Genomic DNA, 12,696 nt, shown 5'->3' on the forward strand with positions numbered 1-12,696 from the left:
CGTGCAGAGGGGTCGGGACACCGGTTTCACCTCTTCCCTGGGGTGGCGAGTGGCTGACCGTTCCAGGGAACCGCCGGACCCCACCGGGCGGCCAGGAAACCCACGGGACGCTGAGCGGCCACTCACCGGCCACTTCGAACAGACGCACAGAACACCCGTAACGCCGGGTATGAGTCGATCAGTTGAGCGTTACGTTGGAGGGGTCGAACGCAAGGGGACACGGTGAGGACCAACGACAGGCTGCGGGCGGCACGGCTCGACCACGGGTGGCTGTCCCAGGAGAAGGCGGCCGAGGAGATCAGCAAGGCGGGCCGGCTCGCGCTCGGGGATCCGTACTTCACCGTCAGCGTGCGCACCTACCGGCGCTGGGAGTCCGACCGGCCCGGCTGGCCCCGGCCCGACACCGCCGCCGCTCTGCGCGCGGCCTTCGGCATCGGCCCCGAGCACCTCGGTTTCGCTCCCCCGCCCGGTCACCCCGCCCGTCTGCGCCCTGCGGAGGAGGGATCATCCATGGAACGCCGCAGCTTCCTGGCCGCCGGTTCGGTGGCCGCGCTCGGCATCGTGAGCCCTGCCGATCTCCGGCCCCGGGACATCGACCCGGCCCTGGTCGGCTACTTCTACCAACAACTCGAAGGCCACTACGCCGCCGACATGATGCTCGGCCCCCGCGACCTCATCGGGACCGTCACCGAGCAGTACCGGCTGATCAGCCACCTCTCCCGGGCCGCCAGCGGCCCCGTACGCGAGGAACTGATCCAGGTCGGGGTCACCTACGCCGTCCTCGCCGCCTGGCTCCACCAGGACGCCGGGCTCTGGGACTCGACCGCGTACTGGCACGGCATCGCCCAGTCGGACGCCCAGATGACCGGGAGCGCCGATCTGACCGCGTACGCCGTCTCCAACATGGCCCGCCTCCGGGTCGATCTCGCCGACGGCCGCGCAGCCGTCGACCTGTGCAGGGGCGGGCTGGGTGAACGACACCGGCTCTCCGACCGCATCCGGGTCAACATCCTGAACCAACAGGCACACGGCCATTCCCTGCTCGGTGAGCGGGCAGCGGTCGACCGGACCCTCGACGAGGCGTCCCGGACGGTCGTGACGGTGGACCCCTCCGTCCCCTGGGGTGCGGCGCACCGCAATCCGTACTTCTTCGAGGTCCAGCGGGCCACCTGCTACGGACGGATGGGCCTGTATGAAGAGGCTCAGCGCATCTGGGACCGGATCAACGCCGACATGCCCCCGGCCGCCCGCCGCGACACCGGCGTCTACCTCGCCCGCCAGGCCGCCGCGTACGCCGCCACCGGCGAGCCCGAGCACGCCGTCACCCTGGCCGCCGAGTCCGCCGGGATCGCCGCCCAGACGCGCTCCGCCCGCCATCGCAAGGAGCTGGAAACCCTCCGCGAAAGTATGAGCCGCTGGCGCGGCGACCCCATCGGCGACCGCCTGGTCAAGGCACTCAAGCCACTGGCCGTTCAAAACCGTTAAACGAAGGAGCCCTCATGGCCGCCACCCCGCTGACCGCCACCGAACTCGACCGGGCCCTCACCGACCTCTCCGGTTGGACCGTCCGGGACGGAAAGCTCACCGCGACCTTCAAGGCCGACCGATCCGCCGTCCCCGCCCTCTACGCCGCTGTCGCCACCGCCGAGGACGAGGCCAACCACCACGCCGAGGTCACCATCCTCTACGGAACGATCGGCTTCGCCCTCAACACCCATGACGCCGGGGGCACGATCACCGCCCTCGACACGGCCATGGCCACCCGTCTCAACACGCTCGCCGCCGAACACGGAGCCCGCCCCGCCAACGGGTGACGCGAAGCCGTGTCGCCGGATCCTGTGGCTCCCGAGGCACGGCTGACCGCCCGTCGGGGCACGCACAGGGCACGCAGCAGGCCCACCAGGCCGGTGGAAAGACGGTGGGAAGGTGGCGGAAAGACGATGGCCCGGCCGGAAGTCTCCGGCCGGGCCATGGAACTCGCAGGTCAGAGCGGTATCGAAACCGCAGCAACCGGTAGGCCGTGTGGGACTCGAACCCACAACCAACGGATTAAAAGTCCGCTGCTCTGCCAATTGAGCTAACGGCCCTCCACGAGTCACCCCCGAGCATAGCTGCCCCCGGCGCCTGAGCCGATCGGGTATCCCGTCAGCGGGGTGGCGCGGGGCGGGAAAGCCGGTGGAGAGGGGGGACGAGACAGCGCCCGTGCGGGAGGCACGGGCGCTGTCGGGGGTCACATCAGCGGCGGTCAGCCGTTGCGCTTCCAGCGGGGCTTGTCGTCGCGGCGGAAGGAGGAGCCGGAACCGGAACCGGAGCCGGCGCCACGGTGGTCGTCGCGGCGGCCGTAGGGGCGGTCCGAGGTGCCGGAGCGGAAGCCGCCGGTGGCGGGGCGGTCGTCGCGGCGGTCGCGGTTGAACGGGCGGTCGCTGCCACGGTGGCCCGCGGAGGCGGGACGGTCGTCGCGGCGGAAGGAGGAGCCGCCACGGTCGTCACGACGGAACGAGGAACCACCGCGGTCGTCACGGTCGTCGCGGCGGAAGGAAGAGCCACCACGGTCGTCACGACGGAACGAGGACGAGGAACCGCCACGGTCGTCACGACGCTCGAACGGACGCCCACCGCGGTCATCGCGGCGGAACGAAGAACCGCCACGGTCATCGCGGTCGTCACGGCGGAAGGAAGAACCACCACGGTCGTCACGACGGAAGGACGAACCGCCACGGTCGTCACGACGGAACGAGGACGAGGAGCCACCGCGGTCATCGCGGCGGAACGAGGAACCACCACGGTCATCGCGGTCGTCACGGCGGAAGGAAGAACCACCGCGGTCGTCACGACGCTCGGAGGAACGGCCCCGGCGCTCGTAGTTGCCGCGCTCGTCACGACGCTCGGCGGGCTGCTCGGCGACGACAGCGGCGGCCACAGCGGCCTCCAGCTCCGCCTCGGCGGCCTCGGTCACCTCGGCGACGGCGGTCTCCGGGTCCTCACCGCGCTCGCGGGCCGCGCGGGCCACCAGACGGTCGGCCTCCTCGCGCAGCTCGACGGCGCGCTTCTGCACCCGCTCCAGCTGACGGTTGAGGTCGGCGACCTCACGCTCGGCCTGCTTGGCGGCGTTGTTGGCGGAGTCGGCCTGGACCTCGGTGAGCGAACGCGCACCGGTGATCTCGGCGACCTCCGGGTCGAACGCGCCCGCGCCGCCCACGATGTGACGCGAGGCGTCGACGCCCGCGTCCTCCATCAGACGGAAGATCTGACGGCGCTGGTGCGGCAGGGAGAGCGAGACCACGGTGCCGGACTTGCCCGCACGCGCGGTACGGCCGGAACGGTGCAGGTAGTCCTTGTGGTCACCGGCCGGGTCGACGTTCAGGACCAGGTCGATGCCGTCCACGTGGATACCGCGCGCGGCGACGTCGGTGGCGACCAGCGCGTTGACGTAGCCGTCCTTGAAGTCGGCCAGCGTCCGCGTACGGGCGCCCTGGGTCATGCCGCCGTGCAGCGCGTCGGCCTTCACGCCCGACTCGCGCAGCTGCTCGGCGATACGGTCCGCGCCCAGCTGGGTGCGGACGAAGATGATGGTGCGGCCCTTGCGCGCGGCGATGGCGGCGGTGACCGGGGCCTTGTCCTTCGGCTTCACGACGAGGACGTGGTGGGTCATCGTGGTGACATTGCCCTGGGCGCTGTCGACCTCGTGGCTGACCGGGTTGGTCAGGTAGCGCTTGACCAGCGTGGAGATCTCGTTCTCCATGGTCGCGGAGAACAGCATGCGCTGACCGCCGGACGGGACCTGGTCGAGCAGCTCGGTGACCTCGGGCAGGAAGCCCAGGTCGGACATCTGGTCGGCCTCGTCGAGGACGGCGACCTGGGTGTTCTCCAGGGAGCAGGCGCCGCGGTTGATGATGTCGCGCAGCCGGCCCGGGGTGGCGACGAGGATGTCGACACCGCGCTCCAGCGCGTAGATCTGGTTGCCCATCGACGTACCGCCGCAGACAACCTTCATCTTCAGGCCGAGCACATCGCCGTACGGCTGGAGGGCGTCCGCGACCTGCATGGCCAGCTCACGGGTGGGGGTGAGGATGACCGCGCGGGGCTTCTTCCGCTCGGTGCGGCCCTCGGCGAGCGTCGCCAGCAGCGGCAGACCGAAGGAGAGGGTCTTGCCGGAGCCGGTGCGGCCACGGCCGAGGATGTCCTTGCCGGCCAGGGCGTCCGGGATGGTCGCCGCCTGGATCGGGAACGGGGTGGTGACACCGTTCTGCGCCAGCTTGCGGACGACGCCCTCGGGCAGACCCAGGTCCGCGAAGGTGATGGTGGGCTCAGCGGCCTCGGCGATCTCGTCGGTCTCGACGACCTCGTCGACCTCGTCGACCTCGATGACCTCAGCGGTCTCGATGGCGTCAGCGGCCTCGACGGCCTGGTCGAGCTCGGCGATCTCGATGATGTCGGCCGCCTCGGTCACGGCCGCAGCCTCGACCTCGTCGTTGGCGGGCATGACGGCGTGATCAGAATTAATGTTGGACATGCGAAATGCGAAACCTTCCGGAGTCTCGGCACGCGCCCAAACTCCGTGAATTCGCATATCGACCGCCTCGATGCGGTCAGCCACGGCTAGGGAGAGTACGCGCCACACGGCGCACACTGTCGGCGCCGGGCAATGGGATCAAACGATCTACCACCATACGCACCCTCCCCCATCCAAGGCAAACCGCCACCGGGGTGACCCTGGGCACACCCGCCCCCACACCCGTACGGACGCCGCACCCGTACCGCCGCCGGTCACACCCGTACGGCCACGGGCCGCTCCGCACGCGCCCCCCGGTCGTCGTCCACCGCCGGCTCGACGCGCGGGCCCCGGTCCTCCGCCACCGGCATCCGCAGCGCCCCCGCGTGCACCTCGGGCGCCCCCGTCGCGGAGGGTTCCGCCGCGCTTCCCGTCGGTGACGGCTGCGGCGTCTCCTTCGGGGGCTCCGGCGACGGCTGCGCCGGGGTGGCGGACGGGGGTGTCGCCGAGGGCTCGACCCCGCCACCGCTGCGGGTCGGCTCCGGGACCGGCGGCTTCGGCCGGGGGGTCGCCCGGCCGCCGTGGGAGGGCCTGGCCGACGGGGTGGCCGGATCGCCGCCGCTCGGGCTCCGGGAGGCCCTGGGGGCGCCGTCCGTCCCGGGCGTGCCGGTCCCCGAAGGAGCGGGACGGCCGCCCGCGCCGCCCAGCGGGGGCTCCCCCGGTCCCACATGGCCGCCGTCGGGTTCGGGGACGGTGTCCTGCCGGTCCGCCGGGGTACTGGGGCCGGGGCGGCGACCGCCGCCCTTGTCGTCGCTCACGCTCATACAGCCCGCCGAGGCTGCGAGCGCCAACGACGCGGCGAACGCGACAGCCAGACGGCCGGGGGCGGACATAGGGCGCACGACGGCACCTCCGGGACGGAGCGGGAACGGAACGACGGTCCCCCTGCCCAACTCCCCGCGCCCCGCCGGGGACACGCCCCCACGCCTGACAAGTACACGACCCGGACGACGAACCGGACCGGAACCCGGCACGGAACCCGGACAACGACCCGTGCCAGGGCCCGGGGCGGAACCGGCGCGCCCGTGCCCGGCGGAGCACCCCGTGACAGCCGTCGAGCACCCGGGGTGTCACCCCGCCAGAACGCTCCCGAGCGCCACTCCCCCGTACAGCGCGCCGATCCCCACCCCCACCGACAGCGCCACCTGCGCCGCCGCGAGTCCCGGCCGGCCCCGCTCGGCCAGCCGCAGGGTCTCGTACGAGAAGGTCGAGTACGTGCTCAGCGCGCCGCACAGCCCCGTACCGAGCAGGGTGTACGCGGAAGGGGGCACCGCCGCACCGGTGAGCAGCCCAAGGAGCAGACAGCCGAGGAGGTTGACGGTCAGCGTGCCCCAGGGGAAGAGCGTCGTCCGGCGGGTCTGCACCGCCCGGTCGGTCAGATAGCGCAGCGGCGCCCCGACGGCCGCGCCGGCGGCGACGAGCAGCCAGTTCACCGGCCCCGCCGCCCGTCCTGGGCGGCGCGGACCCGGCGGGCCCGGCGGGCGGTCCAGGCCCGGGTGGCGGTGGCCGCGAGCAGCACCCCGGCCACACAGCAGACCACCGTCGCGCCCGCGTACAGCAGCGCCGTCCCGGGGCGGCCGTGCTCCATCAGCGTGTGGAACTCCCCGGCGTACGCCGAGAAGGTGGTGAACCCGCCCAGCACGCCGACCCCGGCGAACGGGCGCACCAGCGCATGGGCCCGGCGGCCGTCCTCGGCGATCAGCGGCATCAGGACGCCCATCAGGGCGGATCCCCCGACGTTGATCATGAAGGTGGCCCAGGGGAAGCCGGTGCCGGACCAGGGCACGGCGAGGGAGAGTCCATAACGGGCCAGCGACCCGGCCACCCCGCCCGCCGCGATCACCGCGAGAAGGAGCGGCAGCCGCGCCCCGGCCGCCTCGGCGCCCTGGGCGGGCACCCGCAGATCCACATCCGGGTCGACCGGCTCACCCCGGGAGGACCGGGACGCCCCGGGAGAACCGGAAGAGCCGGAGGGTCCCGGGAGCCCCGGGAGCCCTGGGGTCACCCGTACCCCAGCGCGTGCAGCCGGTCGTCGTCGATCCCGAAGTGATGCGCGATCTCGTGCACCACCGTGATCTCCGTCTCCTCGACCACTTCCTCCCGGCTCTGGCACATCCGCAGGGTCGGCCCCCGGTAGATCGTGATCCGGTCCGGCAGCACCCCCGCGTACCACTCGCCGCGATCGGTGAGCGGAGTCCCCTCGTACAGCCCGAGCAGCTCGGGATCGTCGGCGGACGGTTCGTCCTCCACGAACACCGCCACGTTGTCCATCAGGCGTGTCAGCTCGGGCGGGATGCGATCCAGCGCCTCGGCGACCAGTTCCTCGAACTCCTCGCGCGTCATTTCCAGCACCCGGCCATTGTCACGCACCCGCCCGCCGGGGACCGTGCCGGTCCGCGGGTACGCCCGTATAGGCGGTTGCGCCCGTATGACGCGGGGCGGCGCCACCGCATACGGCGTCGGCGCGATGGGCATACGCGCCCCATGGCACGCGTACCCGCCGCCGAGCACCCGTGTGAGAACCGGCTCCGAGATCGGCTCCGAGATCGGGTCAGAGACCGGTTCCGCGATCGGGTCCGGGGCCGGACGCGGGGCCGGACACGGCGCCGCATCCGACGGGCGGGGGGCCGAGCCCCCGGCCGCCCCTGGGCGCACGCCCTCGGCCTCGTCGCCGTCGTCGTCGCCGGCGCCTGGCTCGGGCTCCTCATCGCGGGCGGCGTCCGGACCTCCGTCGGCCCCATGGACACCCGGATGGCCCTGCGCCCCGCCCTCGACGGCGGCACCACCATCGACATCGCCCCGCTGGGCGCCCTCGAAATCGACTCCCACACCGCGCCCGTCCGGCTGGAGGTCGCCGTCGACCGGCTCGACCCGGTACGCGCCCAGGCCCTGGTGGAACACCCCGAACGGCTCTCCGGCCTCCAGGACGAGGTGGCCCGCGATGTCGCCGCCGGCACCACCGAACTCGTCGTGCGCTCCGCCGGTGCCGTCGTCGTCGGGGCCACCGCCCTCGGTCTCGCCGTCTACCGCCGCCCCCGCCGGGCCCTGGCGGCGGGCGGGTTGGCGCTGACGCTGCTCATCGCCTCCGGGGCCACCGCCGCCGCCACCTGGAAACCCGAGTCGATGCTGGAGCCCCACTTCTCCGGACTGCTCACCGGGGCGCCCTCACTCGTCGGCGACGCCCGGTCCATCGTCAGCGACTTCGATGTCTACCAGCGGGAACTGGCCCGACTGGTCACCAATGTCACCAAGCTGTACGAGGCCACCTCCAGCCTTCCCACCTACCGCCCGGACCCGCTGACCACCCGGGTGCTCCATGTGTCCGACATCCATCTCAACCCCGCCGCCTGGCATGTGATCGGCACCCTGGTGGAGCAGTACGGCATCGACGTGATCATCGACTCCGGCGACACCATGGACCACGGGACCGCCGCCGAGAACGGCTTCCTCGACCCCATCGCGGACCTGGGAGCGCCCTATGTCTGGGTGCGCGGCAACCATGACTCCCGTACCACCCAGGCGTACCTCGAACGGATGAAGAACGTCCGGGTGCTCGACGAGGGCAGGGCCGTCACCGTGGCGGGGCTGCGGATCGCGGGCACCGGGGATCCGCAGTTCACCCCCGACCGCTCGGAGGGGGCGGTACGGGGCGAGGGGGCCGAGCGGATGGCGGGGATCCGGCTCGCCTCCGCGCTGCGCGACCAGACCCGGGCGGGCACCCCCGCCGATATCGCCGTGGCGCACAACCCGGCCGTCGCCCGGCAGACCGACGGCGCGGTCCCGCTGGTCCTCGCCGGGCATATCCATCGCCGGGTGAACGAGATGCTGGAGCGGGGCACCCGGCTGCGCACCGAGGGCTCCACCGGCGGCGGCGGGCTGCGCGCCCTCCAGAACGACGAGCCGGAACGGGTCCGGGCCTCGGTGCTCTATCTGGACCGGGACACCCGGCGGCTCCAGGCGTGGGACGAGATCACCCTGGGGGGACTGGGATTGACGACCGCCGAGGTCAGCAGGCATCTGCCGGACGAGAACCGGCCCCGGGGGCGGTGACCCGGCCGCCCTGCGCGGGGCCCGTGCGGGGCCTGTACGAAGCACCCGGGAGCCCACGCCGTGCCCGCCGCGGGCCCGCCGTGAAAAGCGTTTTGGCGATACCTCCTGCCATCCCATATGCTTCTCACGTCCCCGACGCGCTGATGAAGCGCCCAGGCGGGCCCTTAGCCCTCATCGTCTAGTGGCCCAGGACGCCGCCCTTTCAAGGCGGTAGCACGGGTTCGAATCCCGTTGGGGGCACGTACAACCTGTGCGAGACTTGTGCTCGCACAAAGCTTGGTCCTGTGGAGCAGTTTGGAGTGCTCGCCACCCTGTCAAGGTGGAGGCCGCGGGTTCAAATCCCGTCAGGACCGCTGCGACCCTCGTGGTCGTTCGGCTGGGTAGCTCAGTTGGTACGAGCGTCCGCCTGAAAAGCGGAAGGTCGCCGGTTCGACCCCGGCCCCAGCCACCTTCGCCCTTCCAGGGCCGAAACCCCCGTCCGAAGCATCCGGCGGGGGTTTTCGCGTACCACCCTCCCGTACGGGGGTAGGGGTACGGGTGTGCGTACCGTCCGGCGACCCAGCGCGAGACTCCCCGTGGACCCGGGGCGGCCCGGGGTGCCGCCGGAGCGGGTCTGGTACGCGGCGTACGGGTCCAACACCGACCCGGCGCGGCTGGGGTACTACATCGCGGGCGGACGGCCCCCCGGCGCGGCCCGGAACTGCCCGGGGTGCCGGGACCACCGGGCGCCCCGGGAGAGCGTTCCGGTCGAACTCCCCGGGGTGCTCTACTTCGCCACCGAGTCCGAGGTCTGGTCCGGCGGCCGGGCCTTCTACGACCCCGATGTGCCGGGCTCCGTCGTCCGGGCCCACGCCCATCTGATCACCGCCGGGCAGTTCGCCGACATCGCCGCGCAGGAGATGTACCGGAGCCCGGGGACCGATCTCGATCTGCGGACCGTGCTCCACGAGGGTCGGGCACGGCTGGGACCCGGGCGGTACGAGACGCTGATCTGCCCCGGGCTGCTGGACGGGCTCCCGGTGCTGACCCTGACCGCCCCCTGGCAGTGCGCGGATATGGCCTGGAATCGCCCCTCGGGGACCTATCTGCGCCATCTCGCGGCGGGGCTCCGCAGTGCGGACGCCTGGGACACCGGGTCCGTCGCCCGCTATCTCGCGGGGGCGCCGGGGGCGGCCGGGGTCTGGACGGCGGAGGCGGTCGAGGCGCTGCTGAGCGGGGCACCGGGCGACGACGGGCCACCGGGCGTCGGGCCGGGGTGATCCCGGTCACTCCGGGGCGAGCCGGGGTGGGGGTCGTTCACCCGTTCGCCAGGATGGACGCCTGGACGAGCGTGCCCCAGGGGGAGCCATGGACGATGTCATCACCGCACGGCTGTGGCGGAGGATCCAGCGGGACTTTCCCGATCCGGAGACGGCACAGCGGGTGGCCGGGCTGCTGCGGCAATTCATCGGGAGGCTCGGGGACAGCACCAGGGGTGGCGGGGTGGAGCGGCTGATGGCCACCGTCGTGCTGTGTGCCGAAGGCAAGCTGCGGGAGATCTACGACCTCATCGATCTGGGCCTCACGGACTGGCGCGATCTCCTCATGTGTCATGAGGAAATGGCCTACGGCGACGACGAGGCCATCCTCGACCGGGAGCTGGGCCCCGTCGCCCCGGGCGACGACCAGCCGGTGCCGGGGGGCTCCCGGGGCGGGGAGCCGGCGTCGCGGAAGACCCGCAAGGCCGAGGCCCGGCAGCGGCGGAAGACCACCCGGGCCGGGAGCCGCCAGGGGCGGCGGACCCGCGGACGCTGAGGGCCCGCGGAAGCGGGGCGGGCGGCCGGCCTCCGGCGGGGTGTCCCGCCGGAGGCCGCCCGGTCCAAACAGGTCCAGGCCGGTCGGGCCGATCAGGCCGGTTCCCGGGCCTGGGCCTCCTCGGCGTCCCGGCGGCGCCATCCCCGTACCGCCAGGACGATCACGGCCACCGCCACCACACCCACCAGCAGCGCCCAGTCCGGTACGGAGCCGCCGACCTCGCCCGCCCAGCGCTCGGCGGCGAAGGAGTCGTCCACGGAGACCGGCCCCGACAGCGCCGTCGTCCCGTCGAAGACGAGGAAGAGCGTGCCGAGGACGATGAAGAAGAGCCCCGAGGCCAGCGAGGTGGTGTGCGGCCGGAAGCGGCCCAGCTCCAGGCGGCGTCCGCGCAGCCAGCGGCGGCGGCCCAGGTCGAAGCGGTCCCAGAGCAGCGCCAGCAGAAAGAGCGGGACCGCCATCCCCAGGGCGTAGACGGCGAGCAGCAGTCCGCCGTAGACGGGGCTGCCGCTGAGCGCGGAGACGGTCAGCACACTGCCGAGGATCGGGCCCGCGCAGAAGCCCGCGAGGCCGTAGACCATGCCGAGGGCGTAGACCGGGGCGGCGGTCACCGGGCGGAGCCGGCCGGAGACCTCGGCCATCCGGCGGGAGGCGAAGCCCAGGCCGAGGATCTGGGCGACGCCGAGGCCGATGATCGTCCAGCCGCCGACGGCGACCAGGAGATCGCGGTTGCCGTAGAAGAAGCGTCCGGCGTAGGAGCCCGCGACCCCGAGGGGGACCAGGGTGGTGGCGAGACCGGCGTAGAAGATCCCGGTCCGCAGCAGCAGCTTTCCGGCCGAGTCCAGCGAGTACGCGAAGAAGGCGGGGAGCAGCAGGGCGCTGCACGGGCTGATCAGCGCGAGCAGACCGCCCAGGAAGGCGGCGAGATAGCCGATATCGGTCATCGCCCGGCCTTCTCCGATGAACCCTTCCCGGACGGGCCCGTGCCGGTGGCCGGGGCCGCGCGGTGCGCCGCCTCGATCGCCTGGGTGAAGGTCTCCTTGGGCTGGGCGCCCGCCACCGGGGCCCCGTTGATCAGGAAGGACGGTGTGGAGGTGGCGCCGAGTCCGTATGCCTCCTCCTGGTCCCGGGCGACCGCCGCCTTCGCGTCGTCGCTGTCCAGGTCACGGGTGAAGCGGTCCAGGTCCTTGACGCCCGCCTCCTCGGCGAGCGTCTCCAGCCGGTCGGTGCCGAAGCCCTTCTCCTTGGCCCCCTCCGCGTAGGCCGCCGCGTGGAACTCCCAGAAGCGCCCCTGCTGTCCGGCGGCCCAGGCGGCGCGCGCGGCGGCCTCGGACTCCTTCCCGAAGATCGGGAAGTTGCGCCATTCGATACGGAGCACTCCGCTCTCGACGTACTTCTCGATCAGCTCGGGCTCGGTGTCCCGGGCGAACTTCCCGCAGTAGCCGCACTTGAAGTCGGCGTACTCGATCATCACGACGGGCGCGTCGGCGCGGCCCACGGCGAGCGGGTCACCGGCGTCGCGCCGGGCCAGCTTGGCGTACTGGGCGTAGGCCGGGTCCTGGGCCTCGGCCGGGGCGCCGCCGGAGGGTGCGGAGGAGGCGGTGGCGTCGGTGGTGCGCTCCTCGGGCCTGGTGGCGGTGTACGAGGCGAGGCCGAGCAGCAGCGCGGCGACCGCGACCCCCGCGCCGATGATCACCGGTTTGCGAGTGGAACGGGGTGAACGCTTGGCACGAGGGGCGGGAGACGGCGAAGAGGAGGACGAGGAGGAAGGGGAGGAAGAGGGCATGGCGGTTCGTTTCTCCTGAGGGGAACCCGCGCGAACGCGGGAGAGGTGGGAGAGGCGGGGCGGACGGACACACGGAGCCGACACAGCGGACCGGAACAGAAAGGGCCCGGTGTCGGCGCCGGGCGGTCTACACCCGCAGAACCGACAGCTCCTCCGGTGTCGGCGGCGGAAGCGGCGGCGGCCCCCGGTCGGGAAGCACCCCCGGCGCCGGACCGTCCCCCACCGCCAGGGCCCCCGTACCGTGCGCCGCGCACTCCGGCGGGGCCTGCTCGTACGGGTACGGATACGGCGAGCGCGGCGGCGGCGAGGGGTGGGCACCCCGGTCGTCCTCCGGTGCGCCCTTGCCACAGCCCGACTCGCCCGGCGCGCTCGCCACCGGGGCCTTCAGCGCCGCCGTCGCCGTATCGGCGGACACCGGACAGGCCAGCGCCAGCAGCGCCAGCACCAGCGCCGACAGCACGGCCGCCGTCAGGGGCAGCCGGCCCTGCGCGTCGCTGCTCAGCGGCATGGCGGAGCT

Annotated in this window: 13 protein-coding genes and 4 tRNA genes; 8 read left to right on the forward strand and 9 right to left on the reverse strand. The window is 72.9% G+C overall.

What is annotated here, in order from left to right:
• The first annotated feature begins 222 nt into the window (after nt 1-222).
• Nucleotides 223-1,485 carry a helix-turn-helix transcriptional regulator gene (locus ABT354_RS34460; protein WP_351501253.1) on the forward strand — a complete coding sequence of 421 codons (1,263 nt, stop codon included), beginning with the start codon at nt 223-225 and terminating at the stop codon, nt 1,483-1,485.
• Between the two features lie 14 nt (nt 1,486-1,499).
• A complete protein-coding gene (locus ABT354_RS34465; RefSeq protein WP_351501255.1) occupies nt 1,500-1,814 on the forward strand; it encodes a 4a-hydroxytetrahydrobiopterin dehydratase in 315 nt (104 codons plus the stop codon).
• Nucleotides 1,815-2,014: 200 nt separating this feature from the next.
• Here the strand turns inward: ABT354_RS34465 and ABT354_RS34470 are convergent.
• The 6 genes from ABT354_RS34470 to ABT354_RS34495 form a co-directional block, all read right to left on the reverse strand.
• Nucleotides 2,015-2,087 (reverse strand) — tRNA-Lys (locus ABT354_RS34470).
• A gap of 158 nt (nt 2,088-2,245) precedes the next feature.
• Nucleotides 2,246-4,513 carry a DEAD/DEAH box helicase gene (locus tag ABT354_RS34475; RefSeq protein WP_351501257.1) on the reverse strand — a complete coding sequence of 756 codons (2,268 nt, stop codon included), beginning with the start codon at nt 4,511-4,513 and terminating at the stop codon, nt 2,246-2,248.
• Between the two features lie 254 nt (nt 4,514-4,767).
• Entirely contained in the window at nt 4,768-5,385 is a 618-nt protein-coding gene (locus ABT354_RS34480; RefSeq protein ID WP_351501317.1) for a hypothetical protein, read from the reverse strand.
• A 237-nt stretch (nt 5,386-5,622) separates the two neighbouring features.
• On the reverse strand, nt 5,623-5,985 hold the full coding sequence (locus tag ABT354_RS34485) for a fluoride efflux transporter FluC (RefSeq protein WP_351501259.1): 363 nt from the start codon (nt 5,983-5,985) through the stop codon (nt 5,623-5,625).
• Nucleotides 5,982-6,449, reverse strand: coding sequence for a fluoride efflux transporter FluC (locus ABT354_RS34490; RefSeq protein WP_351501261.1), 468 nt, complete (start codon nt 6,447-6,449; stop codon nt 5,982-5,984). The genes ABT354_RS34485 and ABT354_RS34490 overlap by 4 nt, the downstream gene beginning before the upstream one ends.
• A 104-nt stretch (nt 6,450-6,553) precedes the next feature.
• Nucleotides 6,554-6,904 carry a metallopeptidase family protein gene (locus ABT354_RS34495; RefSeq protein WP_351501263.1) on the reverse strand — a complete coding sequence of 117 codons (351 nt, stop codon included), beginning with the start codon at nt 6,902-6,904 and terminating at the stop codon, nt 6,554-6,556.
• Between the two features lie 132 nt (nt 6,905-7,036).
• On the opposite strand from ABT354_RS34495, the gene ABT354_RS34500 reads away from it, so the two are divergent.
• From ABT354_RS34500 to ABT354_RS34525, 6 genes are all read left to right on the forward strand, one after another.
• Complete coding sequence (locus ABT354_RS34500; protein WP_351501265.1) at nt 7,037-8,602, forward strand: metallophosphoesterase; 1,566 nt, start codon at nt 7,037-7,039, stop codon at nt 8,600-8,602.
• 167 nt (nt 8,603-8,769) lie between these two features.
• A tRNA-Glu gene (locus ABT354_RS34505) sits at nt 8,770-8,842 on the forward strand.
• Between the two features lie 38 nt (nt 8,843-8,880).
• Nucleotides 8,881-8,955: transfer RNA gene (locus tag ABT354_RS34510), tRNA-Asp, on the forward strand.
• Between the two features lie 21 nt (nt 8,956-8,976).
• A tRNA-Phe gene (locus tag ABT354_RS34515) sits at nt 8,977-9,050 on the forward strand.
• 91 nt (nt 9,051-9,141) lie between these two features.
• Nucleotides 9,142-9,861 (forward strand): histone deacetylase, encoded by a 720-nt coding sequence (locus ABT354_RS34520; RefSeq protein ID WP_502983557.1) that lies wholly within the window; start codon nt 9,142-9,144, stop codon nt 9,859-9,861.
• Between the two features lie 88 nt (nt 9,862-9,949).
• Nucleotides 9,950-10,396: a hypothetical protein gene (locus ABT354_RS34525; protein ID WP_351501267.1), complete on the forward strand. Its 447-nt coding sequence runs from the start codon at nt 9,950-9,952 to the stop codon at nt 10,394-10,396.
• A 92-nt stretch (nt 10,397-10,488) separates the two neighbouring features.
• On the opposite strand, the gene ABT354_RS34530 is transcribed toward ABT354_RS34525, so the two are convergent.
• From ABT354_RS34530 to ABT354_RS34540, 3 genes are all read right to left on the reverse strand, one after another.
• Entirely contained in the window at nt 10,489-11,337 is an 849-nt protein-coding gene (locus ABT354_RS34530; protein WP_351501269.1) for a cytochrome c biogenesis CcdA family protein, read from the reverse strand.
• On the reverse strand, nt 11,334-12,089 hold the full coding sequence (locus ABT354_RS34535) for a DsbA family protein (protein ID WP_502983558.1): 756 nt from the start codon (nt 12,087-12,089) through the stop codon (nt 11,334-11,336). Before ABT354_RS34535 ends, ABT354_RS34530 begins: the two co-directional genes overlap by 4 nt.
• Nucleotides 12,090-12,306: 217 nt before the next feature.
• A complete protein-coding gene (locus ABT354_RS34540; protein ID WP_351501273.1) occupies nt 12,307-12,687 on the reverse strand; it encodes a hypothetical protein in 381 nt (126 codons plus the stop codon).
• Nucleotides 12,688-12,696 lie beyond the last annotated feature (9 nt).

This window comes from Streptomyces sp. NPDC000594 (assembly GCF_040299965.1).
In the GTDB taxonomy this organism is placed as follows: Bacteria; Actinomycetota; Actinomycetes; order Streptomycetales; family Streptomycetaceae; genus Streptomyces.